Origin of the sequence: Nesterenkonia sp. AY15 (genome assembly GCF_022565855.1) — a bacterium.
In the GTDB taxonomy this organism is placed as follows: Bacteria; Actinomycetota; Actinomycetes; order Actinomycetales; family Micrococcaceae; genus Nesterenkonia.
On the sequence record NZ_JAJOYV010000002.1, the window covers coordinates 35,648 to 57,960 of the forward strand.

Annotated in this window: 19 protein-coding genes and 2 riboswitches; of the genes, 8 read left to right on the top strand and 11 right to left on the bottom strand. The window is 68.3% G+C overall.

Annotated elements, in window-relative coordinates; translation table 11 throughout:
- Window positions 1–6 precede the first annotated feature (6 nt).
- The 4 genes from gcvT to LSI54_RS03990 all read right to left on the bottom strand — a co-directional run bounded on the left by gcvT (window position 7) and on the right by LSI54_RS03990 (window position 6,458).
- Window positions 7–1,158, bottom strand: coding sequence for a glycine cleavage system aminomethyltransferase GcvT (gcvT, locus tag LSI54_RS03975; RefSeq protein ID WP_241476008.1), 1,152 nt, complete (start codon window positions 1,156–1,158; stop codon window positions 7–9).
- Window positions 1,155–4,100, bottom strand: coding sequence for an aminomethyl-transferring glycine dehydrogenase (gcvP, locus tag LSI54_RS03980; protein WP_241477811.1), 2,946 nt, complete (start codon window positions 4,098–4,100; stop codon window positions 1,155–1,157). The genes gcvT and gcvP overlap by 4 nt, the downstream gene beginning before the upstream one ends.
- 36 nt (window positions 4,101–4,136) lie before the next feature.
- Window positions 4,137–4,261: riboswitch (glycine riboswitch) on the bottom strand.
- Between the two features lies 1 nt (window position 4,262).
- Window positions 4,263–4,393: riboswitch (glycine riboswitch) on the bottom strand.
- Between the two features lie 55 nt (window positions 4,394–4,448).
- Complete coding sequence (locus tag LSI54_RS03985) at window positions 4,449–5,747, bottom strand: FAD-dependent oxidoreductase (protein ID WP_241477812.1); 1,299 nt, start codon at window positions 5,745–5,747, stop codon at window positions 4,449–4,451.
- Window positions 5,748–5,783: 36 nt separating this feature from the next.
- Window positions 5,784–6,458, bottom strand: a complete 675-nt coding sequence (locus tag LSI54_RS03990; RefSeq protein ID WP_241470527.1) for a M23 family metallopeptidase — start codon at window positions 6,456–6,458, stop codon at window positions 5,784–5,786.
- A gap of 154 nt (window positions 6,459–6,612) precedes the next feature.
- On the opposite strand from LSI54_RS03990, the gene LSI54_RS03995 reads away from it, so the two are divergent.
- From LSI54_RS03995 to LSI54_RS04005, 3 genes are all read left to right on the top strand, one after another.
- A complete protein-coding gene (locus LSI54_RS03995; RefSeq protein ID WP_241465288.1) occupies window positions 6,613–7,317 on the top strand; it encodes a class I SAM-dependent methyltransferase in 705 nt (234 codons plus the stop codon).
- Window positions 7,318–7,534: 217 nt separating this feature from the next.
- A complete protein-coding gene (locus LSI54_RS04000; protein WP_241477813.1) occupies window positions 7,535–8,596 on the top strand; it encodes a glycosyltransferase in 1,062 nt (353 codons plus the stop codon).
- A gap of 15 nt (window positions 8,597–8,611) precedes the next feature.
- Window positions 8,612–8,797 carry a hypothetical protein gene (locus tag LSI54_RS04005; RefSeq protein ID WP_241470529.1) on the top strand — a complete coding sequence of 62 codons (186 nt, stop codon included), beginning with the start codon at window positions 8,612–8,614 and terminating at the stop codon, window positions 8,795–8,797.
- Between the two features lie 99 nt (window positions 8,798–8,896).
- On the opposite strand, the gene LSI54_RS04010 is transcribed toward LSI54_RS04005, so the two are convergent.
- The 3 genes from LSI54_RS04010 to LSI54_RS04020 form a co-directional block, all read right to left on the bottom strand.
- Window positions 8,897–9,313: a hypothetical protein gene (locus tag LSI54_RS04010; RefSeq protein ID WP_241477814.1), complete on the bottom strand. Its 417-nt coding sequence runs from the start codon at window positions 9,311–9,313 to the stop codon at window positions 8,897–8,899.
- Window positions 9,314–9,315: 2 nt separating this feature from the next.
- Entirely contained in the window at window positions 9,316–10,323 is a 1,008-nt protein-coding gene (locus LSI54_RS04015) for a DUF368 domain-containing protein (protein WP_241477815.1), read from the bottom strand.
- Between the two features lie 62 nt (window positions 10,324–10,385).
- Window positions 10,386–11,759 (bottom strand): 5-oxoprolinase subunit C family protein, encoded by a 1,374-nt coding sequence (locus tag LSI54_RS04020; protein WP_241476014.1) that lies wholly within the window; start codon window positions 11,757–11,759, stop codon window positions 10,386–10,388.
- 106 nt (window positions 11,760–11,865) lie between these two features.
- Here LSI54_RS04020 and LSI54_RS04025 point away from each other — a divergent pair, with 106 nt between their 5' ends.
- Window positions 11,866–13,143, top strand: coding sequence for an MFS transporter (locus tag LSI54_RS04025; protein WP_241465294.1), 1,278 nt, complete (start codon window positions 11,866–11,868; stop codon window positions 13,141–13,143).
- Here LSI54_RS04025 and LSI54_RS04030 read toward each other — a convergent pair.
- Entirely contained in the window at window positions 13,131–14,033 is a 903-nt protein-coding gene (locus LSI54_RS04030) for a putative hydro-lyase (RefSeq protein WP_241476015.1), read from the bottom strand. The genes LSI54_RS04025 and LSI54_RS04030 overlap by 13 nt on opposite strands.
- Entirely contained in the window at window positions 14,030–15,226 is a 1,197-nt protein-coding gene (locus tag LSI54_RS04035; RefSeq protein WP_241465296.1) for an NRAMP family divalent metal transporter, read from the bottom strand. The genes LSI54_RS04030 and LSI54_RS04035 overlap by 4 nt, the downstream gene beginning before the upstream one ends.
- 552 nt (window positions 15,227–15,778) lie before the next feature.
- On the opposite strand from LSI54_RS04035, the gene LSI54_RS04040 reads away from it, so the two are divergent.
- From LSI54_RS04040 to LSI54_RS04055, 4 genes are all read left to right on the top strand, one after another.
- On the top strand, window positions 15,779–17,647 hold the full coding sequence (locus tag LSI54_RS04040) for an ABC transporter ATP-binding protein (protein WP_241465297.1): 1,869 nt from the start codon (window positions 15,779–15,781) through the stop codon (window positions 17,645–17,647).
- A gap of 54 nt (window positions 17,648–17,701) precedes the next feature.
- Window positions 17,702–18,418 (top strand): spermidine synthase, encoded by a 717-nt coding sequence (locus LSI54_RS04045; RefSeq protein WP_241465298.1) that lies wholly within the window; start codon window positions 17,702–17,704, stop codon window positions 18,416–18,418.
- 148 nt (window positions 18,419–18,566) lie between these two features.
- Window positions 18,567–18,815: a hypothetical protein gene (locus LSI54_RS04050; RefSeq protein WP_241465299.1), complete on the top strand. Its 249-nt coding sequence runs from the start codon at window positions 18,567–18,569 to the stop codon at window positions 18,813–18,815.
- A gap of 27 nt (window positions 18,816–18,842) precedes the next feature.
- Entirely contained in the window at window positions 18,843–19,694 is an 852-nt protein-coding gene (locus LSI54_RS04055; RefSeq protein WP_241465300.1) for an FHA domain-containing protein, read from the top strand.
- Window positions 19,695–19,775: 81 nt separating this feature from the next.
- On the opposite strand, the gene LSI54_RS04060 is transcribed toward LSI54_RS04055, so the two are convergent.
- A complete protein-coding gene (locus LSI54_RS04060) occupies window positions 19,776–20,453 on the bottom strand; it encodes a GntR family transcriptional regulator (RefSeq protein WP_241465301.1) in 678 nt (225 codons plus the stop codon).
- Window positions 20,454–20,507: 54 nt separating this feature from the next.
- Entirely contained in the window at window positions 20,508–22,301 is a 1,794-nt protein-coding gene (locus LSI54_RS04065) for an acetyl/propionyl/methylcrotonyl-CoA carboxylase subunit alpha (RefSeq protein WP_241477816.1), read from the bottom strand.
- Between the last annotated feature and the right edge of the window lie 12 nt (window positions 22,302–22,313).

Consider the following 22,313-nt stretch of genomic DNA (forward strand, 5'->3'; position numbering starts at 1 on the left):
TCCCGGTCAGCGTGCGCGGCGGTAGAAGGGCAGCGGGACCACTTCGAAGGGCTGCGGCTTTCCACGCAGATCGACGTCGAGCCGCGTGCCCGGTTCGGTGTGGGCGATGTCGACATAGGCCATCGCGATCGGATGGCCCAGGGTCGGGCTGGGCAGCCCGGAGGTCACCGCCCCCACGGTCTCACCGGGGTTGTCCCCCTCGACGGCGAGCACCGGGTAGCCGCCGCGGCCGGCGCGCTTGCCGAGGCCCTTGAGCCCGACGAGCCGCTGACCCGAGGTCTTTCCGCGACCCGCCGCCTTGGCAGCCTCGAGGGCGGCGCGTCCGGTGAAGTTCTCCGCCTTCGTGAAGGAGACCACCGGCAGTCCGGCTTCGAAGCTGACCCGTTCGGTGGAGAGCTCGTTGCCGTAGAGCGGCATGCCGGCCTCGAGGCGCAGCGAGTCTCGGCAGGCCAACCCGCAGGGGACCAGGCCGTCGTCGGACCCGGCCTCCAACAGCGCCAGCCACAGGGCGTGGGCTTTCTCATTGGGCAGGAACAGCTCGAACCCGTCCTCCCCGGTGTAGCCGGTGCGGGCGAGCAGGATCTCGTCGCCGCCGATGCTCACGGTGGTGAACGCGTAGTAGCTGAGCTCGTCGACCAGGAAGGTCTCATTGGCGCGCACCACGGAGCTGATGATCTTCTGCGCGGCAGGTCCCTGGACCGCGATCAGGCTGATGCCTTCCGATTCGTCCCAGACCTCGACGTCGAAGCCTGTCCCCCCAGCACCTGTGCCAGCCGCAGCACGCTCGGTGAGCGCCGCCGCGACCACTTCACGGTTCGACGCGTTGGGGACCAGCAGGAACTCGTTCTCATCGATCCGGTAGGCGATCAGGTCATCGAGGATCCCTCCGTCCTCGCGGCAGATCAGCGAGTACTTCGCCTTGCCGATCTTCACCGCCGCGAGGTTGCCCACCAGCGCGGTGTTCAGGAAGGTGGCGGCGTCGGGCCCGATGATCCGGATCTCTCCCATGTGGGAGAGGTCGAAGAGCCCGGCGGTGGTGCGCACCGCATGGTGCTCCTCCAACTCGGAGGTGTACTTCAGCGGCATCTTCCAGCCGCCGAAGTCGGTGAAGCTGGCACCCAGCTCGGCGTGGGCGGCAGTAAGCGCGGTCTCTCTCATGCGGTGCTCTCCTCGAGTTCGAAGGCCTCCGGCGGGGGGCAGGAACAGATCAGGTTGCGGTCGCCGTGGGCGCCGTCGATCCGGCTCACCGGAGGGAAGTATTTGTCCTGAAGCAGGTTCTTGACCGGGAAGGCCGCCTGCTCGCGCGGATAGGCCCGGTCCCACGCGTCACCGGCGACGACGGCGGCCGGGTGCGGTGCCAGGCGCAGCGGGGACTCCGCCGCGCTGATCTTCTGCTCGACGAGGTCCTGGATCTCGGCGCGCACTCCGATCATCGCGGCGATGAACCGGTCGATCTCTGCCAGGTCCTCAGACTCGGTGGGCTCCACCATCAGCGTCCCGTTCACCGGGAAGGCCAGGGTGGGCGCGTGGAAGCCGTAGTCGATGAGGCGCTTGCAGACATCCTCGGCGGTGATTCCTGAGGCCTTGGTGAGCTCGCGCAGGTCCAGGATGCATTCATGGGCGATCAGCCCGTGCTCCCCGGTGTAGAGGATCGGGAAGTGCTCCTTCAGCTTCGCGGCGATGTAGTTCGCGCTCAGCAGCGCATGGGCGGTGGCGCTGGTCAGTCCCTCGGAGCCCATCATCGCCAGGTAGGCCCAGGAGATCGGCAGCACCCCGGCGGAGCCGAAGGGGGTGGCGGTGACCGGGGCGCCGTCGCGGCCTTCTCCCTCATGCTCCCCGGTGGCCCAGGAGGCACCGACGGAGGTGCTGGGCAGGAAGGGCTGGAGGTGTTCGGCCACGGCCACCGGGCCGACGCCGGGTCCGCCGCCGCCGTGCGGGATGCAGAAGGTCTTGTGCAGATTCAGGTGGGAGACGTCGCCGCCGAACTCGCCGGGCTGGGCGAGGCCGACCAGGGCGTTGAGGTTCGCGCCGTCGATGTAGACCTGTCCGCCGGTGGCATGGATCTTCGCGCAGACCTCGCGCACCTCGGTCTCGTAGACCCCGTGGGTTGAGGGGTAGGTGAGCATGATCGCGGCGATCCGGTCTGGGTGCGCGGCGATCTTGGCCTCCATGTCGGACATGTCGATGGTGCCGTCCTCTGCGGTGGCGACGACGACGACCTGCAGTCCGGCCAGCACCGCCGAGGAGGCGTTGGTGCCGTGGGCCGAGGCCGGGATCAGGCAGATGTCCCGGGCGGAGTCGCCCTGGGCGAGGTGGTACTGCCGGATGGCCAGCAGTCCGGCGTATTCGCCCTGGGAGCCGGCGTTGGGCTGGATCGAGACCGCCGCGTATCCGGTGACCTCGGCGAGCCGGGACTCGAGGTCTGCGATCATCTCGCGCCAGCCGGTGGTCTGCGGGGCCGGGGCATAGGGGTGGATCCCCGCGAACTCGGGCCAGGAGATGGCTTCCATCTCGGTGGCGGCGTTGAGCTTCATGGTGCACGAGCCCAGCGGGATCATGGTCCGGTCAAGGGCGAGGTCGCGGTCGGAGAGCCGACGCAGGTAGCGCATCATCTGCGTCTCGGAGCGGATCTCGTGGAAGATCGGGTGGGTCATGAACTCCGAGGTGCGGGTCAGCTGCGCCGGAAAGGCGTAGTCCTGCTCCTGCCTGGAGGACCCGAGCTGCTCGGGGAGCGCTGCGACATCCTTGACGCCGAAGGCCTGGGCGACGGCGGCGAGCTGCGCGGTCGTCGTCGTCTCATCGGTGGAGATCCCGACGACGTCCTGGTTGACGCGGCGCAGGTTGACCCCTGCGGCCTCGGCGGCGGCGATGACATCCTCGGCGGCTTCGTGGGAGGCCAGCCGGACCTGGATGGTGTCGAAGAAGGATTCGGCGATCAGCTCATGGCCGGCCTCACGCAGCACGGCGGCCAGGGTGCGGGCGGATCCGTGCACCCGCTCGGCGATCCGGGTGAGGCCTTCGGGGCCGTGGTAGACGGCGTACATCGAGGCCGCCACGGCCAGCAGCGCCTGGGCGGTGCAGATGTTCGAGGTGGCCTTCTCGCGGCGGATGTGCTGCTCGCGGGTCTGCAGGGCGAGCCGGTAGGCGGGGCGGCCCTCGGCGTCCTTGGAGACTCCGACGAGCCGGCCGGGGAGCTGGCGCTGCAGCCCGGACTTCACGGCCATGAAGGCCGCGTGGGGTCCGCCGAAGAACAGCGGGACCCCGAAGCGCTGGGAGCTGCCCACGGCGATGTCGGCGCCCTGCTCGCCGGGTGAGGTGATCAGGGTCAGCGCAAGCAGATCCGCAGCGATGGTGACCATCGCCCCGCGCTCCTTGGCTTCAGCGATGACCTTGCGGTGGTCGACCACGGCGCCGGAGTTGGCCGGCTGCTGCAGCACCAGTCCGCAGATCTCACCGGCGGGCAGCCCCTCGGCGGCGATGTCGACGGTCTCGATCTCGATGCCCAGCGCGTCGGCCCGGCCGGCGACCACGGCGCGGGTCTGCGGGAAGATGTCGGCGTCGAGCACGATCTTCGCGGTGGCGCGCTTCTTGTTGCCGCGGCGCATCAGCAGGATGGCCTCGGCCACGGCGGAGGCCTCGTCCAGCAGCGACGCGTTGGCGATGTCGAGGCCGGTCAGGTCAGCGACCATGGTCTGGAAGTTCAGCAGCGCCTCAAGCCGGCCCTGGGAGATCTCCGGCTGATAAGGCGTGTAGGCGGTGTACCAGGCGGGGTTCTGCAGCACGTTGCGCAGGATCACCTGCGGGGTGTGGGTGTCGTAGAAGCCCTGCCCGATCATCTGGGTGTGCGGCTGGTTCTTCTCGGCGTAGCCGCGCAGCGCCTGCAGCGTCTCGGCCTCGGTGAGGGCCTCGGGAAGGTTCAGCGGTCCGGGCTGGCGGATCGCCTCGGGCACCGCGGCGTCGACGAGGTCGGCCAGTGAGTCATAGCCGAGGGCACCCAGCATGGTGGCCGCAGTCGCGGAGGTAGGTCCGATGTGCCGGGCGGAGAACTCGGTGGCATCGGGGGCGAGGGTGGAGCTGCGACGGACAGATGTGACGGTCATGGAGGAACCTTCCAGGCATGGAGATGGCGCGGGTTCCTCCCCCGCTCTGTGATGGACCTGAGAGATTCACCGGCCGCCGCCGTCAGACGGGGGCAGAACCGGCTTGCACCTTCGGTGAGCACATCAGGGTTGTAGACCTGACGTGCTGCTTTCCAGAGTTGCCACCCCTGCACGGTACTGAGTGCCTGAGAGGTTCCCGGGGAGGATATTGCTCCTTCGGCGCCGGATCCGCGCCCAGGGGTGCAGGGACTGCACTGCTCTGGGCGCCAGCCGGACTCTCCCACACAGGGGACGTGGCGATGATTCAATTTGTCCTCATTGTGCCACAGCGGTGTTTTCCGACACATTTCACGATGTGCTCACTCGGCCTGGTTCGCCCGATCCTCTGCCCGGTCCCGGGATCGGGCCCGGTGACGCGCCGGGTCGTGCCGCGCTGGGGGTGCGCACGTGTTCCGGAAGCAGACCCACCCCGATGACGCGCGCGGTGAGTCGGCGGAGCACCGGTGAGAAGAGGCGAAGCAGCTTCGCGGCCGGGGCCGGGATGACCCGGCGCCCGGTCGTGGAGCGAGCGATCACCCGATGTCCGCGCCCCTGGATCCGTTGCATGAGCTTCACCGGCCGCTCCCGGCGGGCCTGCACAGCTGCCAGCGTCTGCTCCGGGACGGTCCCCTGCGTCAGCTGTGCGGTGATCGCGTTGGCCAGCGCCACCGCATCCTGGATCGCATAGTTCACCCCCACCCCGAACATCGGGGACATCGCGTGGGCCGCATCCCCGATGGCGATGAACCCCGGCCGGTGCCAGCGGTGGAGCCGGTTGATCTGCACCGTCAGCAGCTTGACCTGCTTCCAGTCGGTGAGGGTCTGCACCACCTCATCCAGCACCGGGGCCGCCTGGATCAGCCGGGCGCGGAACTCCTCCAGTCCGGCCTGCTGCAGCTCCCGGAATTCACCCTTCTTGATGATCAGGCCCGACTGGTATGTCTCCCCGCGATCGATGGTCAGGACCATCCCGGCCGAGGAGAGGTGGCCCAGGGTGGGCGGGGGCGGATCGGCGGGCTGCGGGAGGCTGAACCAGAGCACATCGATGGGCACTCCTGACTCCACCGGGGTGAGCCCGGCGGCTGCGCGCAGCACCGAGGCCCGTCCGTCGGCGGCCACCGTGAGTCTCGCCCGGATCTGGAGCTCACCGTCAGCCGAGCGGGCGCGCAGTCCGACGACGGCACCGTCGTCGGACTGCATCAGACTGGTCGCCTCGGTGTGCATCCGCAGATCAAAGCCGGGGAAGGCCTTCGCCTCGCGGGCCAGGAAGTCCAGGAAGTCCCACTGCGGGGCGAGGACCAGAAAGTCATCGGGTCCGCGGAGCACTCCGAAGTCGACCAGGGTGAGACGCTCGCCCTCGATGACGGCATCGAGGGTGGAGAACCGGCTGACGGGCAGGGCCAGGAACTGCTCGCGCAGCCCGAGCTCGCCGAGGAGGGTGAGCGTGGAGGGGTGGACGGTGTCTCCGCGGAAGTCGCGGAAGAAGTCGGGGTGCTTCTCGATCACGGTGACCTCCAGCCCTGCGCGGGCGAGCAGGCAGCCCAGCACCAGCCCGGCAGGGCCTCCTCCAGCGATCACACAGTCGCGCTGCAGCTTGGTCATCGGCATAGCCTCCTCCTCACAGCATCAGCATCAGCATCAGCATCAGGCTCGGGCTGGCCGGACCGGCTGGACGACGGAGGCATTCGCGGGAACGCCGTGCCAGATCACCGCGGCTTCGCCGCTGCGGATCTGCTCGTGGAAGCCGCGAAACACGATCGGGACGCCGTGGGCGCGGTGCAGGTCCAGGCTGTCCATGGCCTGGAGATGGATATGCGGCTGGGTGGAGTTTCCACTGTTGCCGCATTCTGCGAGGATCTCGCCTGAGCTGACCTGCTCCCCAGGGTGGACCCGGATCGATCCGCGCCGCAGGTGCACCAGGGCGATGAAGCACCGGCTCCGCGGGTCCTCGATGATCACATGGTTTCCCGCCACTGCCACCGGGCCCTCGCGGACACGGGAGGACTGTCCGAGCAGGTACGGGATCAGGCTGAGCTGGGAGCGCCTGGCCGCATGGTCGTCCTCGCCGTCGTGGATAACCCGCACGGTGCCGTCACGCGGCGCCAACACCTCCTGTCCGAAGGCGAAGAACAGCTCCGGCTGCTCAGCGGCGAACACGCTGCGCCAACTCACCGACCCGGCGGTGCGTCCGTCCGTGTCCACAGCGACGAAGTCGATGGCGTACCGGATCCCGAAGAGGTCTGTGCCGTGGCTCGGGACACGTCTGGCCGGACTGTTCTGCACCTTCCAGCTGCCCGTGAAGGGCAGAGAAAGCTCCAAAGGGTGCAACGAAGATGACAGGTGCCGCGGCGGCATGGTTCAAGCTTAGCCCCGTGCTGGGTTGAAGTCTCTAGGGCCCGACTTGTCTGTCCTCCCGGCCTCATTTTTTGGAGATACCCCTTGTCAGCGCGTCAGACTCTGCGAGAATCAGGTCATGACGCTCAACGACTTCGTCCCTGCAGCGAACCAGAGCGGCGACCCTGCGGGCTATGAGATTGAGAACGGCGCGATCGACCCGCAGGGGACGCTCTGGGAGGCGCTGCGACTGGCCGCGGACTGGCGACACAAGGTGTTGGTGGATCTCGGCTGCGGGGCAGGCTACTGGCTGCCGAAGTACTCCGAGGCGGAGAAGACCATCGGGATCGAACCAGATGAGCGTCTCCTGGACACGGCCCGGGCCCGCAGCCGACGGGCCAAGGTCTTTCACGGCTCGGCCGAGCATATTCCGCTTGCCGATTCCAGCGTCGACGTGGTCCATGCCCGCTTCGCCTACTTCTTTCCCTCCGAGTTCTTCGATCCCTCGGCGGGGCTGGCGGAGGTCGCCCGGGTGCTGCGACCCGGGGGCAAGCTGGTGGTGATCGACAATGACCATGTGCTCGGCGAGTTTGCGGCGCTGCTGCGCGCCAGTGCGCCCGCCGCGGCACAGGGTCGGGACAGCTACCCCTCGACCTGGTGGCAGGAGAAGGGCGCACGGACCGCGGCCGTGATGAGTCGCTGGCAGTTCCACCGCCGAAGCGACCTCGAGCGGGTCCTACACCTGGAGTTCCCAGCCGACGTCGCGGAGCAGTGGCTGCGCAGCCATCCGGATCGTCTGGGCCTGTCCTATGGGTACCTGCTGCACATCTGGACCAAGCCCTGAGGCACCCGATCCAGGACCTTCGCGGCAGCCTTCCGCCCCGGTACCACTCCTGACCGGGGACGATGCCCGTCTGTGACTCTTATCACGTTCCCTGGACACACGCGAAGAGTGCGCTAGATTAATCTCGAAGAGTACTTCAAAGTTGAAGTATATAACGCATCCAGTCGGGTCTCCTTGCACCAGACCCGGGCTGGCAGCAGTAAGGAAACCCCGTTCTGTGTCCTCCCCTGTCCGACCGCAGGTCACCGCGGTCATCCCTGCCCACAACGAGGTTGGCGCCCTGCCTGCCACCATCGCATCACTGCGAGCCCAGACGGTCCCACCCGACCGGATTCTGGTGGTCTCCGATCGTTCCACCGATCACACGGTGGAGATAGCCGAAGCATTCGGCGTTGACGTCATGGAGACCCTGGACAACACGGCCCGCAAAGCTGGAGCTCTGAACCAGGCGCTGGACGTGCTCGAGCGACGAGGGCTCGTGCTGATCATGGATGCAGACACCCAGATCGTCCCGAGGTTCATCGAACGAGCACTCCAAGAGTTCGAGGACCCCGAGGTGGGCGGAGTCGGGGCGGTATTCCGCGCAGACCCACCCACCGGCTATCTCGAGCTCTGCCAGTTCCTCGAGTGGACCCGATATGCCGAGCAGATCGAGCGCACGGGCAAGACCTTCGTCATGTCGGGCACCGCGGCCCTGATCCGTTGGCAGGCCCTGATAGATGTGGAGTCGCGATTCGGCTCGATCTATGACGAGCAGACCATCACCGAGGACATGCGCCTGACCATGACGCTCAAGACCTGCGGCTGGAAGGTCCGGTCCCCCGTCGAGTGTCAGAGCACCACCGAGACGATGCCGAACATCCCGACTCTCTGGCGTCAGCGTCGTCGGTGGTACCTCGGCGCCCTGCAGAACTTCACCGAGATGGGGTGGAATCACGTGACCAGGCGCTACATCAACCAACAGGTCATGCTCGCGCTCTCAGTGATTCTGATGAGCACCCTGATCGGGCTGACGACGGTCTCCTATGCGGTCAACGGCTTCCTCGGGGTGGAGCCCTTCTGGCTCCTCATCGGCGCAGTGTTCGCCCTGGAGCGCGTGATCACCGTCTGGGACCAGCCCTGGCGACGACGACTCTTCGCGGCCATGGTGATTCCCGAGCTGATCTACGCGCTGATCCTGCAGAGCGCCTACATCGGTGCGGTCTGGCAGAAGCTGAATTCCTCCAGCGGAGATTGGGCCCACCTGGGCACACCCCACAGCACCACGAAAGAGGCATAGGTGTACGGCGCAGACATGACCCAAGCCTCCCAGCTTGCCCTCTCAGGGTTCATCGCCTTCGGCGTGGGCTGGGGCTTCCTCGCGGTCGGCGTGCTGTTCATGGCGACCCTGACCCTGGGCACGATCACATCGGTGTTGATCCACAGGATTCGACGATCATCGGCTGTCCACCAGGCCCCGCGGCAGGACATCTGCGGGTAGCGGAAAAGTGCGGCGCTGCCCAGCACGCCACCTTGCACCGCAGGACCCGAGCCCAGAGGCCTCCCGGGTCGACCCGTCCTTCCGCAGTGCTGCCTACCCTCAGTGCTGCCGGGCTGCAGTTCTCGAACGCGGGTGCACCAGCCCCAGAGTGAACAGGGTGGCCGCCGCGCAGAGGTGCAGCAGCATCCCCATGAAGGGGATCAGTCCCGGCCCGATGCCCTCCGCGGGAATCGCACGCACCGCGGCATCGCCGCCGATGAAGAACGCCGCGGCCAGCACCGCCACACCACCCAGGAGCATGCGGATCCTCCGCGGGAGCGCCGCCATGCGCAGCGCGTAGAGCGTGCACAGCGCAGCGGCCAGGGACCCCGTCGCGGCCACGAGGCTGAACTGCTCCGGACTGGCCTGGAGCACCACGGGCAGAGCGAAGGCGGTCGGCGGGACGAGATTCAGCAGCGCGGCGACCAGCAGCAGCGTCCGTGACTGATTGCGCGCCGTCGTCGTCGCGCTCGCCATGGTCAGCGCACCTGGCGCTGGGCCAGCCGGTAGTCCACCAGCACCAGCACCAGCACCACGGCGAACCCTGCGGCTCCCAGCAGCAGCACCTGTCCGAGATCATCACCCGGGGCCAACATTCCGCGGCCCTCGTCCTGCCAGGGCCACAGCGTGCGCAGCGCGCCGAGCATCACCCCTGCGAGCACCACCATGGTGATCCGGTGACGGTGGTCCAACAGCCACTTCAGACCCTTCACGATGGAGATCACGCCGAGCGCGAGGCCCAGCGCGAAGATGCCCAGGTAGGCGAGGTCACGATCGGCGGCGGCCCGCAGCGTGGGCTCGTAGAGTCCGAAGGTCAGCAGCAGGAAGGATCCGGAGAGCCCGGGCAGCAGCAGCGCCGAGACGGCGATGGCCGCCGCCGGAAGGATCACGTACCAGGTGGGCTCCACCGCGGTAGGTGGCAGCGAGACCAGCCAGAAGGTCAGCCCCGCGGCGGCGATGCCGGCAAGCACATGCGAGGCCTTCAGTGGGCCGGAACGGTCGAACCAGGCCATCTGCAGCGGCACGAAGATCGAGGCGAGCACCATCCCGAAGAACGCAGCCCGGGTGAGCTCGGGGTAGGCCTCCACGGCGTCCGACATGGGACCGGCAATGGTGAAGACGGCGACGATCATCCCGATCATGACCGGGATGATGACCTTCCACTCGACCAGGCGCAGGTGCTGCATGGAGCTTGCCCGCCGATCCGGTCCGCTGATCAGCGCCCGCCCGGCGGAGACCACATGGGAGGCCGAATCGATGAGGTGCCGGTAGATTCCGACCACCAGTGCCACGGTGCCTCCAGAGACTCCCGGGACGGTCTCCACGGTACCGATCATGGCGCCGCGGATCAGGTTGCCCGGCAGCGAGGTGCGGCGGGACTCCATGGGCGACGCGGAGCCTTCACACGGCTGCGCAGGCGCGACGTCGCCCTGGTTGCTGGTCTGGGAGGCGGAAGACTCGGCAGAGATGATGGACTCCTCGGTCATACAGGTGGGGGGGGGAAGCTGACATGGTGACCTCACCGGGCACCGCGACGTCGGCCATTATCTCATCGAGTGCTGAGGGCACCCAGCGTCTCGGGGTCCACGGCCTGGAACCGCACCTCAGCACCGGGCGAGAGCTGCGCCGCCAGCGAGAGATCCTCGCGCACCACGACTCCCAGCACCGGATCAGAGCTGGTGACCGGGTGTTCGGCCAGCGCCACGATGGGCTGACCGGACTCGGCGATGCTGATGGCGCCGCGCATCAGCGGTTCCGCCGGCAGGGCATCGGGCTGGGTGCGAGTGAGCGGATCGTCGCCGTCGAGCACCAGGCTGGCCCGGCTGGATCCGGTCATGACCTCCCAGGGCTGACCCTCCAGTCGGGAGAGTCCTGCGGCCCCGGCGCGGCGGGTGCCGAAATATTCGACCCGCGGCCCGGGCACATAGCGCAGCACCGTGGTCTCCTGCGGCAGCGGCAGCGGGGTGGGCGCGACGGAGGCGATGCCCACGAAGCGCGAGGCCGCGCCGGCAAGCGCGAAACGATCCCCCACCTGCACCGGGGCCGGGCCGAGGCCGGCCACCGTGTCCGTGGAGGCGCTGCCCAGGACCACGGGCGCCTCCAGTCCGCCGGAGATGCCCAGGTAGCTGTAGACCCCGCGCCGGGGCGGTCCGAGGTGCAGCACCTCGCCGGGGAAGACCCAGAACGGGGCGCGGCCCGGGGCGGTGCGGCTGCGTTCGGTGGTCTGCGCCACCTCGGTGCCTCCGCGGGAGGTCGGCACCGGTTCCTGCGTGATGATCTCCAGGGACACCTCGGCGCCGGTCACGGCGAGGATCGAGGTCTGGCAGAGGCGCACGCTGAGCCCTCCCCCGCAGATCTCCAGGACCGCGGCGGAGTCGTCATTGCCGATCAGTCGGTTCGCCTGGCGCGCGGCGGAGAAGTCAGCCGGCCCTGCACGGCCCACGCCGAGGCCGCCGAAGCCGTAGCGGCCCATGTCCTGGACCAGGGTCTGGCCGGGCTCCTGACAGGCTGCAGCCGGCAGCACCTCCAGCACGGCCTCGCGCTCCTCGAGCCGCAGACCTTCGGCATAGGACTGCGGGATCGTGACCTCAGGCCGCGCGTCGCCGGTCTGCTCCCGCGCGGTGTTCTCCGCAGTCGCGTAGGTCCCGGCAGGGTCCTTCCCGGCGGCGTCCCTTCGGGCGGGGCCGTCGGCAGCCCCGGATCTGCGCCGTCGCAGCTTGAGCCGCTTCGCCTGCTTCAGCGCCGCCTGCGCGTCGCGACGTCGACGGAAGTCCACCAGGACGGTCTTGACCCCGGGGATCGCGTCGAGCTGGCCGGTGAAGGGATGCTCGGCCAGATGCGCCAACAGGCTGGGGCGGTCCTTCTCTGCGGTGACCTCGATGAGGAGGGCCCGCTGCCCCATCTCCCGGACGCTGTGAATCATCCCCCCAGCGTGCCACACCGGGGTGGTCATCCCCCTGATCCAGACGATGGGTGAGAACACTGGCCCCGGCGGTCGTTTCCCCGGCGGACCATGAAACAATCGGGCTGTGATCGCCGCCAAGAAGACTGCCGCTGCGCCGAAGGAGCCTCTCTTCACCAAGGACTTCCTGCTGGCGATCGTGATCAACCTCTTCCTGGCCATCGTGTTCTTCGTGCTGGTCACCGGTCTTGCGGTCTACGCCGCCGAGGAGTTCTCCGCCGGAGAGACCGCCGCCGGGTTCGCCGCCTCCGCCTTCGTGGTGGGCGCGCTGGCGGCCCGGATCTTCGCCGGAAAGTACGTGAACTTCCTGGGCCGGCGCCGCACCGTGCTGGCCTGTCTGGTCGTCTACGTGCTCGCCGGCCTGGCCTACCTCGTGGTGGACAGCTATGAGATGCTCATCGCGCTGCGCGCGGTCCACGGGATCTCCTTCGGCTTCGGGCAGACCGCGCTCAACGCCGGGGTCTTCGCGATGATCCCGCGCACCCGACGCGGGGAGGGCGCCGGCTACTACCTGCTGGCGAACTCGCTGCCCCCGGCCATCGGCCCGCTGGCCGCGATCCAGCTGACCCAGCGCTACGACTTCTGGGCGATGTTCGTCGCGGTCACCATCGTCTCGGTGGTCGCCCTGGTCTTCTCGCTGTTCCTGCGGCTGCCCGAGGACAAGCCCTGGCGCACCAGCCTGGTCGAGAAGCTGACCCTGCGCCCGCGGGACATCATCGAGCCCCGAGCCTTCAAGATCTCCCTGGTGGCGATGCTGCTGGGCATCGGCTTCGCCTCGGTGATGACCTTCCTCAACGGCTACGCACGCAGCCTCGACATGGTCGACGCGGCCTCGATCTTCTTCGTCATCTATGCCGGCGCAGTGCTGGTCTCGAGGCTCTTCATGGGCAAGGTCCAGGACCGCTACGGGGACAACTGGGCGGTCTATCCGGCGGTGATCTGCTACATCATCGCCATGGGCCTGCTCGCCTGGACGCCGAACCAGGGGGTGCTGCTCACCGCCGGGGTGCTGGCCGGGTTCGGCTTCGGCTCGCTGCTGCCGGTGCTCCAGGCGATCATCGCCTCAGACCTGCCCGCGCACCGCACCAGCATCGGGATCTCGACCTTCTTCATCATGCTCGACGCCGGATTCGGCTTCTCCCCGCTGCTGCTGGGCCCCCTGGTCAGCTATGCGGACTACCGCTTCATGTACGCGATGTGCGCCGGGGTCGTCGTGCTCTCCCTGGTGCTCTACTGGCTGGTCCACGGCCGCCATGACGTGCATCAGGGGGTGGCGCGCCGGATCCCCGGGCACGGTAGAAAGTCCGACGACGACGGCGTGATCCCCAGCCCTCAGGGCACCTGAAGCTGCGCGTTCGGCAGGTCGGTGATCAGCATGTGCCCCGGGGCGTGGCTGATCGCCAGCTCCGGCTTGGACTCCATCACCGCCGCCTGCGGGGTGACGCCGCAGGCCCAGAAGACCGGAGTCCAGCCGGCGGGGATCTCCACCGGGTCCCCGAAGTCCGGGGCGCCGAGATCGGCGATCCCCAGGCCTGCGGGGCTGCCGATGTGCACCGGGGCGCCGTGGACGCCCGGATAGCGTGAGGTGATCCGCACCGCGTCGGCGATCAGGTCTGCGGGCAGCGGGCGCATCGAGACCACCAGGGGTCCGCTGAGTCGGCCCGCCGGTGCGCAGCGGATGGCGGTCTTGTACATCGGCACGTTCACGCCCTGCTCGATGTGCGCTATCGGTATCCCCGCGTCGAGCAGCGGGGTTTCGAAGGTGAAGCTGCACCCGATGAGGAAGGCGACCAGATCCTCGCGCCAGTGCTCGGTGGCGTCATCGGGTTCGGCGATGAGCTCGCCGTCGCGGTAGACCCGGTAGGCGGGAATGTCGGTGCGCAGATCACCCTGGGCCAGCAGCGGACTCACCGCGCCGGCGTCGTCGAACTGGCCCGATTCGAACACGCCGAGGACCGGGCAGGACTTCGGGTTGCGCTGGGCGAAGAGCAGCATGTCGAAGGCCAGCTCTCGCGGCAGCGCCAGGAGGTTCACCTGTGCGAAGCCCGGGCTGATCCCGCTGGTGGGCCGCCGCAGCCCGGCGCGGAACTGCGCCCGGGCCGCGGCGGGACTCAGCTGTTCCAGCCCAGGACCCGACTCAGGAACCGTGCCGTCGGCGAAGCGGTGACCCCGGGCGGATTCTCGAGCGAGGCGCTGCCCAGGACGACGGCCGGAATGATCAGCGCGATGACTCATCCTTCGGTCCAGAGGCTGGCCAGACCGCCCAGCGAGCTGTAGCCCATGAAGATGGTCAGCAGCCAGACCACGAAGCCGAGGATGAGCAGCCACTTGGGGTACTTATAGCCCTGCAGCAGGTCCCGGCGGCGCCAGGCGGCGTAGAGGATCACCGCGAAGCCCAGCGGAAGCACGGTGCCGTTGAAGGCGCCGGCCATGATCAGCAGGGTCTGGGGCGCCTGGCCCAGCATCAGGAACACGGCGGTGGTGATCACCAGGAAGCCCAGGAAGTACCAGTTCTTGGTGCGCTCCTTGGTGTTCTTCGTGGTCAGGAAGGACACCGTGGTGTAGGTGCAGCCCAGGATCGAGGTGATCGCGGCGACCCAGAAGACCGCGCCGAAGACCCGCAGCCCGATCTCCCCGAGAGCCACCGAGAAGGCATCGGCGGCAACGTTGTCCTCGGCGAGGACCACACCGGTGGAGACGACCCCGAGGATGGCCAGGAAGAGCAGGAAGCGGATGAGGGTGGCCACCATGATCCCGAGCACCGAGGTCTGCGAGATCGCCTTGACGTTCTCGACCCCGGTGTTGCCCGAGGCGATCAGCCGGTGGGCGCCGGCATAGGTGATGTAGCCGCCGACGGTTCCGCCGATCAGCGTGGTGATCACCAGGAACTCCACCTGGTCCGGCACGAAGGTCTGGCGCAGCGCCTCACCGAGCGGAGGGGCGGTGGTGACGGCCATGAAGATCATCAGCAGGATCAGCACCGCGCCACAGGCGACGACGATCCGATCCAGCGCGACGCCGGCCTTCTTGGAGAGGAAGATCAGCAGCGCGAGGATCACGGAGAGTCCGCCGCCGATGCGGGCGTCCATGCCGGACATCGCGTTGAGGCCCAGGCCGGCACCGGCGATGTTGCCGATGTTGAAGACGATTCCGCCGAAGAAGATCAGCGCAGCGAGCGCCCAGCCCAGGCCGGGCAGGATGCGGTTGCCCAGGGTCTGGGCGTAGAGCCCGGAGACCCCGAGCACCCGCCAGACGTTGAGCTGCACCGCGATGTCCACCAGCACCGAGATCAGAATGGCGAAGCCGAAGGCGGCGCCGAGCTGATAGGTGAAGGTCGCGGTCTGGGTGATGAAGCCCGGACCGACGGCGCTGGTGGCCATCAGGAACATCGCGCCGAGCAGCGCGGTGCGGCGGGTGCGGATCAGCATCGGACCATTCGGTTCCGGACTGTCGGACTCCGTGCGCCCGGCGCTCAGAGGGCCGTCGATGTCTGAGGCACCATTGGTCTGCGGGTCTTCTTCGATCTTGGGATGGCGGGGTGCATCCGCCGAAGACGATCTGGGGGTTGAGGCGTCAGCCACAGGAGCCCTCCGAGGGTGAGTAGGGGGAATGGAGCCGACACCGTGCGCAGTGCACATGTGACGCACGTCTATTCCGTGGATCACCGCTCACAGTACTGTTGTTCAACAATCCAAGCAAGAGATTGTGGAACAATCCGCCCACGTTTTACATGGTTGTCACATGCGTCGTCTCATCCGCTGGGGATTCTCAGGTCCCCGGCTGACGCTGAATCCGCTCAGACTCATCAGAAACCCATGGCAACGACCCTGCGACGGCAGCCAGATCCTCCTCAAGGGTCGGTTCACCTGGGGTGAGGGGGCCCTCCGGAATGCGAGTAGCGTTGCGTCGGTTGGTGCTTGTGGGCTCAACGGTGCCGTTGCAGCCAGCGCGGCATCACTGGAGATCTTGGGGGTTTGTGCGTGAGCATGGAACGCGCGGCATGGGGCTCGCTGTACAGCATGACCCACGCGAAGAAGGACTACCGGCCGTTCAACCGGGAGACGCTGAGCCGCATCGGCCGGTTCGCCCGTCCCCACCGCACCCGGCTGATCTGGTTCCTGATCCTCTCGGTGGTCACCGCGGCGCTCGCCGTGGCGACCCCGCTGCTGGCCGGACAGGTCATCAACGCGATCACCGGCTCCGCCGCCGTGGAGGTCGTGATCCGGCTGGCAGTGCTGATCGCGATCATCGCCGTGGCCGATGCCGGGTTCAACATCCTCAGCCGCTGGCTCTCCTCACGGATCGGTGAAGGCCTGATCCTGGATCTGCGCACCGCCGTGTTCGATCACGTGCAGAAGATGCCGATCGCCTTCTTCACCCGCACCCGCACCGGCGCACTGGTGAGCCGGCTGAACAACGATGTCATCGGTGCGCAGCGCGCCTTCAGCGGGACCCTCTCCGGCGTCGTCGGGAACCTGGTGATGGTCATCCTGACCATCATCGCGATGCTCTCACTGTCCTGGCAGGTCACGCTGCTGGCCCTGGTCCTGCTGCCGGTGTTCGTGGTGCCGGCCCGTCTGATGGGCAGCCGGCTGGCCGGGCTCCAGCGTGAGGCGGCGAACCACAACGCCACCATGGGCACCCAGATGACCGAACGCTTCTCCGCTCCGGGCGCCACGCTGATCAAGCTCTTCGGCCGTCCCGAGGAGGAGTCCGCAGAGTTCGAGCGGCGCGCCCGCCGCGTGCAGGACATCGGGGTCAAGACCGCGATGCTGCAGTCCACCTTCATCACCGCACTCACCCTGGTCTCCGCGCTGGCCCTCGCGCTGGTCTACGGCCTGGGCGGCTTCTACGCGATCGTCGGAGAGCTCGAGGCCGGCGCCGTGGTCTCCCTGGCCCTGCTGCTCACCCGCCTCTACGCGCCGCTGACCGCCCTGGCCAGCGCCCGGGTGGAAGTGATGAGCGCACTGGTCAGCTTCGAGCGGGTCTTCGAGGTCCTGGACCTCAAACCGCTGATCACCGAGAAGCCAGACGCCGAGCCGCTGCCCGATGGCCCAGCCGCCGTCGAGTTCGACGACGTCAGCTTCTCCTACCCCTCTGCGGAGAAGGTCTCACTCGCCTCCCTGGAAGAGGTCGCCACGCTGGACCAGCGCGGCGGCGAAGAGGTGCTCCATGGGATCAGCCTGCGCGTGGAGCCCGGGCAGACCGTGGCCATCGTGGGCTCCTCAGGGGCCGGCAAGTCCACCATCGCCGCACTGCTCGCGCGGCTCTACGACGTGGACTCCGGCTCGGTGCGGATGGCCGGGGTGGACCTGCGCGACACCACGTTCGCCTCGCTGCGTGCCACCCTGGGCGTGGTCACCCAGGACGGGCACCTGTTCCACGACACCATCCGGGCCAACCTCACCCTGCCGGCCCCGGACGCCACCGATGAGCAGATCTGGGACGCCATCCGCCGGGCCCGACTGGAATCGGTGGTCCACTCCATGCCCGACGGGCTCGACACCGTGGTCGGGGAACGCGGCTACCGGCTCTCCGGCGGCGAGCGCCAGCGCATGACTCTGGCCCGGCTGCTGCTGGCCCAGCCCCAGGTGGTCATCCTCGACGAGGCCACCGCCGCGCTGGACTCCACCTCCGAGGCCGCCGTGCAGGCCGCGCTGACCGAGGCGCTCGTCGGCCGCACCGCGCTGGTGATCGCGCACCGGCTCTCCACCGTGCGCGCCGCCGACGCGATCCTCGTGGTCGAAGCAGGCATGATCGTGGAGCGCGGCACGCACACCGAGCTGCTCGCGGCCGACGGGCGCTATGCCGAGCTCTACCGGACCCAGTTCGCGACCGAGGACTCCTGAAGCCGCTCCCCCACCCTGCGTAGGATGGACAGGCAATCGAGGAGAGGCACCCGCATGATCGCACGGTTCGAAGAGCTTGACTGGCAGCAGACGCCGATGGGTGAGCTGATGCTGCGTCGGCGCACCGAGCCCGGCACGGGCACGCAGATCTATGAGGTGAAGCTCGGCGAGGAGTTCCTCATGTCGAGCCTCTTCACCGTGGCGGAGGAGCAGATGTCGATTCTGGGCCTCGCCGCCGCGACGGGTGACAAGCTCGACGTCGTCGTGGGCGGCCTCGGCCTGGGCTACACCGCGGTCACTGCGCTCGCTGATGAGCGGGTCCACCGGCTGGAGGTCATCGACGCGCTCCCGGCCGTCATCGACTGGCATCAGCGCAAGCTGCTGCCAGTCTCGAGCCGGCTGGTCGAGGACGCGCGCACCACCCTGCGCCAGGATGACTTCTTCGCCGTGATGCGGACGCCTCCGGCGCCGGACGCGCAGCGCCACGACGTGATCCTGCTCGACGTCGACCACTCCCCGCGGCACACGCTGGATCCGAGCCACGCGGACCTCTACACCACCGAGGGGCTCACCGCGCTGGCGGCGCACCTCGCTGATCACGGGGTATTCACGCTGTGGTCCGATGATCCGCCGGATGAGGAGTTCATGGTCACGCTCTCGACGGTCTTCGATGACTGCCAGGCCCACGTCGTGGAGTTCGCCAATCACCTCACCGGGAGGACCTCCTCCAACACCGTCTATGTCGGGATCAAGCGCGAACCCGTCGACTGAGCATTGCGTAATACGACGTAATGTGTGATCAGCGGCACGCGAGGTCTTCCAATAGCGGCTTCTCCGGGTGAAGATGACGGTGAGCGAGAGCTCACCCACCACCTGCGCCGCAGCGATGCGGCGCCGATACTGTTCAGGAGACGCAGCCATGACTGAGAGCACCCGAACCGAGAGCGTGAACCCGCAGGGAAACGAGCCGCACCAGATCGGCGACTGGGCCGATCTGGGCCAAGAGATGTGGTCCTATCTCACCGGCCGGGGCGCCGCGGTGAACTACACGCTCCAAGACATGACGGTGGAGGTCCCCCGTGACATCGGACCGGATGCGCCACGAGCGGTCTGGAAGTTCAACGGGACTCTGCGGGTGACCACGAGTGACGAAGCGAGCTCCCGATGATCGACTGCAACTGAGGCAGGAGGCATCATGCGCCTAGACATCGACCTCGCCTTCAGCGTCGCCCAGGTCGGGGCAGACGGCACCCCGACTGAACCGATCAACGCCACCATCACCGCGGCAGGCCGCCACATCGAGGTCCGCACCGAGGACTCCTCGCTGCTCGACGGGATGCCGCGCTCGATCACCCGAGCCGCCGACGTGTTCGCGAGCCAGCTCGCGGCCCGCGATCTGACGCTCTCCGTGATCGGTCCCGCAGGAGAGATCGTCTCTCTGGGAGCGGTGAAGACCACGGTGCTGAGCCGGGCGCTCACCCGTTCGAAACACATTCGGCTGGGTTCGCTGAAGTCGCTGCCGCGCTTTGCCGGCACCGGCTCAGGCGACGCGCAGAGCTCATCGTCGCTGATCCCTCCGGAGACGCCGTGGCCCCCGGCCCCGACGTTCAACCGAAGAATCCGACGTCGGGTCACCACCACCCACGCTCCCCGCGGGGCCGGACGTCCGCGGCTGATCATGAGCCGCACCGACCAGCCCGGCGCAGGTCCGCTGGAGTTCAACCTGGTGGCTGATCGCACACTGATCGGCAGCGACGAAGCCTCGGACCTGTTGCTCAAGGGCCTGGAGCCGGTCCACGCCGAGATCCTCCATGACGAGTTCGATGAGTACGTGATCGTCCGCCATGGGTCCATGGGCGGCAGTCGCAGCGCCGAGCCCGGCGCGCCGGTCACGCTGCGCACCGGGTCGCGGATCGACCTGGGCATGTGGCGGCTGGTGTTCCTGCGCGAGGAGTACGCCGATCACGGCCGGCCCTTCGGGGGACGCCAGGGCGGGGAGTTCGCGTATCAGAAGCCGCAGTACGATCCCTATCGGCAGCGAAGCTGAGCTGGGAGCTGGAGCCGGAGACCGTTGAAGGATCTGGGGGCTGGACTCGGTCGAGCATGGCCCCCGGATACCTTCCTCCGATCAGCTGCCCAGGTGGTCCAGCAGCTCAGCCTCGGCCGAGTCGAGGTATTCCAGCAGATGAGCCTCCGCGGCCCGCCGGTCCCCCTGGCTGAGCAGCCGGGCCAGCTCGCGGTTCCTCTCGATATAGGCGTGATGAAAGCTGGGCTGTTCGGACTTGGCGTGGAAGGCCAGACGCATCCGCGCCAGCACCTGTTCCATGAGCGCATCGAGCATCGCGCTGCGAACCTGGGCGGCGATGGTCCGATGGAAGACCTGATTGGCCTGGGCCATCGCGGGAATGTCTCCGCGCTCGCGCGCCACCTCCGCGGCTGAGACGATTCGGTGCAGCTGCTCCAGCTCCGCCGCGGGGAACTCTGCGGTGCGCACCGCGCCGACCTCCAGCACCCGACGGACTCGGTAGACCTCGGCGATGTCGGCGGCCGTGGGCTGGTGCACGAAGACCCCACGGTTGGGGTGACGTTCCACGAGACCCTCAGCTGCCAGGATCTGGAAGCCGCTGCGCAGCGTGTGCCGCGAGATGTCCAGCTGACGGGTCAGCTGTACCTCCGGAAGCTTGGTGCCTGGACGAATCGCACCGGCCGAGATCGCCCCGCGCAGCAGCTCCGCCACCCGTTCCGGGACCTGAGCATGCTCGCTGAGTCCCTCGGCGGACAAGGAGCTCCACATCACGTCGGTCATGACAACAATCTAGCGGACACGGGAAACCCGCACCTCAACCTCGCTTCACGCGGGTCACTCGATGACACCCAGCACCTGGCCGGCCCGCAGCGCCGCGCCGGGGGCGAGCTCCTCCCGACGGAAGACCCCGCTGCGCGGTGCTGCCACGGTGGACTCCATCTTCATCGCCTCCACCACGGCGAGGGGATCCCCTGCGGAGACCTCAGCACCGTCCACGGCGGAGAAGCTGACCAGGCTGCCGGCCAGCTTCGTCACCACTGCGCCGGGCGCGGCCTCGGCGGGGGTGGTGGGAGCGTCGTCGTCGGTGGTCGTCCCGGCGCCTGTTCCGGTGCCGCTGCCGAGCAGGGTGAGCAGGGCGGCAGGGAGCCCCAGGCTCACCGCCCGGCCGTCGATCTCCACAGTGGTGCGGCGCATGCGGTGTTCGCGGTGGCGCAGCGCTGCAGCAAGGTGCTCGGAGTCGACCATGGACTCGCCGTAGGCGGCTTCGAACTCGGTCTCGATCCAGCGGGTGTGGACCCGGAAGCTGGCCTGGCCGTCGGCGGCGAGGAAGTCCTCCGCCTCGAGCACCTGGCGGTGGAAGGGCAGCACGGTGGGCAGGCCTTCGATGCGCATCTCGTCGAGCGCCATGCGCGCACGGCGCAGCGTGGTGGTGCGATCCGGGCCGGTGACCACGAGCTTGGCAAGCATCGAATCGAAGGCGCCGGAGATCTCGTCACCGCTGCGCACCCCGGTGTCCACCCGGATGCCGGGTCCGGTGGGTGGGGCGAAGAGCGTCACCGGGCCGGGGGTGGGAAGGAATCCCTGGGCCGGTTCCTCGGCGTTGAGCCGGAACTCCACCGAGTGGCCGCGCGGCTGCGGGTCTTCGGTGAATCGCAGCGGTTCTCCCTCGGCGATGCGCAGCTGTTCGGCCACCAGATCCACCCCGGAGGTCTCCTCGGTGACCGGGTGCTCCACCTGCAGCCGGGTGTTGACCTCCAGGAAGCTCAGCAGACCGGGCTGGTCCCCTTCGCCCGGGCTGAGCAAATACTCCACCGTGCCGGCCCCGACGTACCCGGCCTCGGCGCAGATCGCTCGGGCGGAGCGGTGGATGTCAGCACGCTGGTCGGCGCTGAGGAACGGCGCCGGCGCTTCCTCCACCAGCTTCTGGTTGCGCCGCTGCAGCGAGCAGTCCCGGGTGCCGACGACGACGACGTTGCCCTGCGTGTCCGCGAGGACCTGGGCCTCTACGTGCCGGGGCCGGTCCAGGAACCTCTCCACGAAGCATTCTCCGCGGCCGAAGGCGGATTCGGCCTCGCGCACCGCAGAGGCGAAGGCCTCATCGATCTCGGACGCCTCACGAACGATGCGCATGCCGCGCCCGCCGCCGCCGTGGGCGGCCTTGATGGCCACCGGCAACCCGTGCGCGGCGACGAACTCGCGGATCTCATCCCCACCGGCGACCGGTCCATCGGTGCCCGGCACCAGCGGGGCGCCGACCTTGACCGCGAGCGCCCGGGCGGTGACCTTGTTCCCGAGCGATTCGATGGTCTCGGGCTTCGGACCGATCCAGGTCAGTCCGGCCGCGATCACGGCGCGGGCGAAGTCGGCGTTCTCGGAGAGGAACCCGTAGCCGGGGTGGATCGCGTCGGCATCGACCTCGCGGGCGGCGTCGAGCAGCTTCTGCTGATCCAGGTAGGTCTGCGCCGGGGTGGTGCCGTGCAGCGCCACGGCCTCGTCGGCCAGCTGGACGTGGAGCGAATCGGCGTCCTGGTCGGCGTAGACCGCTGCGGCGGTGTAGCCGGATTCGCGGGCGCTGCGGATGATGCGGACGGCGATCTCGCCGCGGTTGGCGATGAGGATGCGCTTCATGGTGAGGTCTTC

Excerpts from the sequence above, each read along its gene's own strand:
- gcvT (WP_241476008.1), bottom strand. The coding sequence starts at position 1,158 with ATGAGAGAGACCGCGCTTACTGCCGCCCACGCCGAGCTGGGTGCCAGC.
- gcvP (WP_241477811.1), bottom strand. The coding sequence starts at position 4,100 with ATGACCGTCACATCTGTCCGTCGCAGCTCCACCCTCGCCCCCGATGCC.
- LSI54_RS03985 (WP_241477812.1), bottom strand. The coding sequence starts at position 5,747 with ATGCCGATGACCAAGCTGCAGCGCGACTGTGTGATCGCTGGAGGAGGC.
- LSI54_RS03995 (WP_241465288.1), top strand. The coding sequence starts at position 6,613 with ATGACGCTCAACGACTTCGTCCCTGCAGCGAACCAGAGCGGCGACCCT.
- LSI54_RS04005 (WP_241470529.1), top strand. The coding sequence starts at position 8,612 with ATGACCCAAGCCTCCCAGCTTGCCCTCTCAGGGTTCATCGCCTTCGGC.
- LSI54_RS04010 (WP_241477814.1), bottom strand. The coding sequence starts at position 9,313 with ATGGCGAGCGCGACGACGACGGCGCGCAATCAGTCACGGACGCTGCTG.
- LSI54_RS04015 (WP_241477815.1), bottom strand. The coding sequence starts at position 10,323 with ATGACCGAGGAGTCCATCATCTCTGCCGAGTCTTCCGCCTCCCAGACC.
- LSI54_RS04020 (WP_241476014.1), bottom strand. The coding sequence starts at position 11,759 with ATGATTCACAGCGTCCGGGAGATGGGGCAGCGGGCCCTCCTCATCGAG.
- LSI54_RS04030 (WP_241476015.1), bottom strand. The coding sequence starts at position 14,033 with ATGAGTCATCGCGCTGATCATTCCGGCCGTCGTCCTGGGCAGCGCCTC.
- LSI54_RS04035 (WP_241465296.1), bottom strand. The coding sequence starts at position 15,226 with ATGCTGATCCGCACCCGCCGCACCGCGCTGCTCGGCGCGATGTTCCTG.
- LSI54_RS04045 (WP_241465298.1), top strand. The coding sequence starts at position 17,702 with ATGATCGCACGGTTCGAAGAGCTTGACTGGCAGCAGACGCCGATGGGT.
- LSI54_RS04050 (WP_241465299.1), top strand. The coding sequence starts at position 18,567 with ATGACTGAGAGCACCCGAACCGAGAGCGTGAACCCGCAGGGAAACGAG.
- LSI54_RS04055 (WP_241465300.1), top strand. The coding sequence starts at position 18,843 with ATGCGCCTAGACATCGACCTCGCCTTCAGCGTCGCCCAGGTCGGGGCA.
- LSI54_RS04060 (WP_241465301.1), bottom strand. The coding sequence starts at position 20,453 with ATGACCGACGTGATGTGGAGCTCCTTGTCCGCCGAGGGACTCAGCGAG.
- LSI54_RS04065 (WP_241477816.1), bottom strand. The coding sequence starts at position 22,301 with ATGAAGCGCATCCTCATCGCCAACCGCGGCGAGATCGCCGTCCGCATC.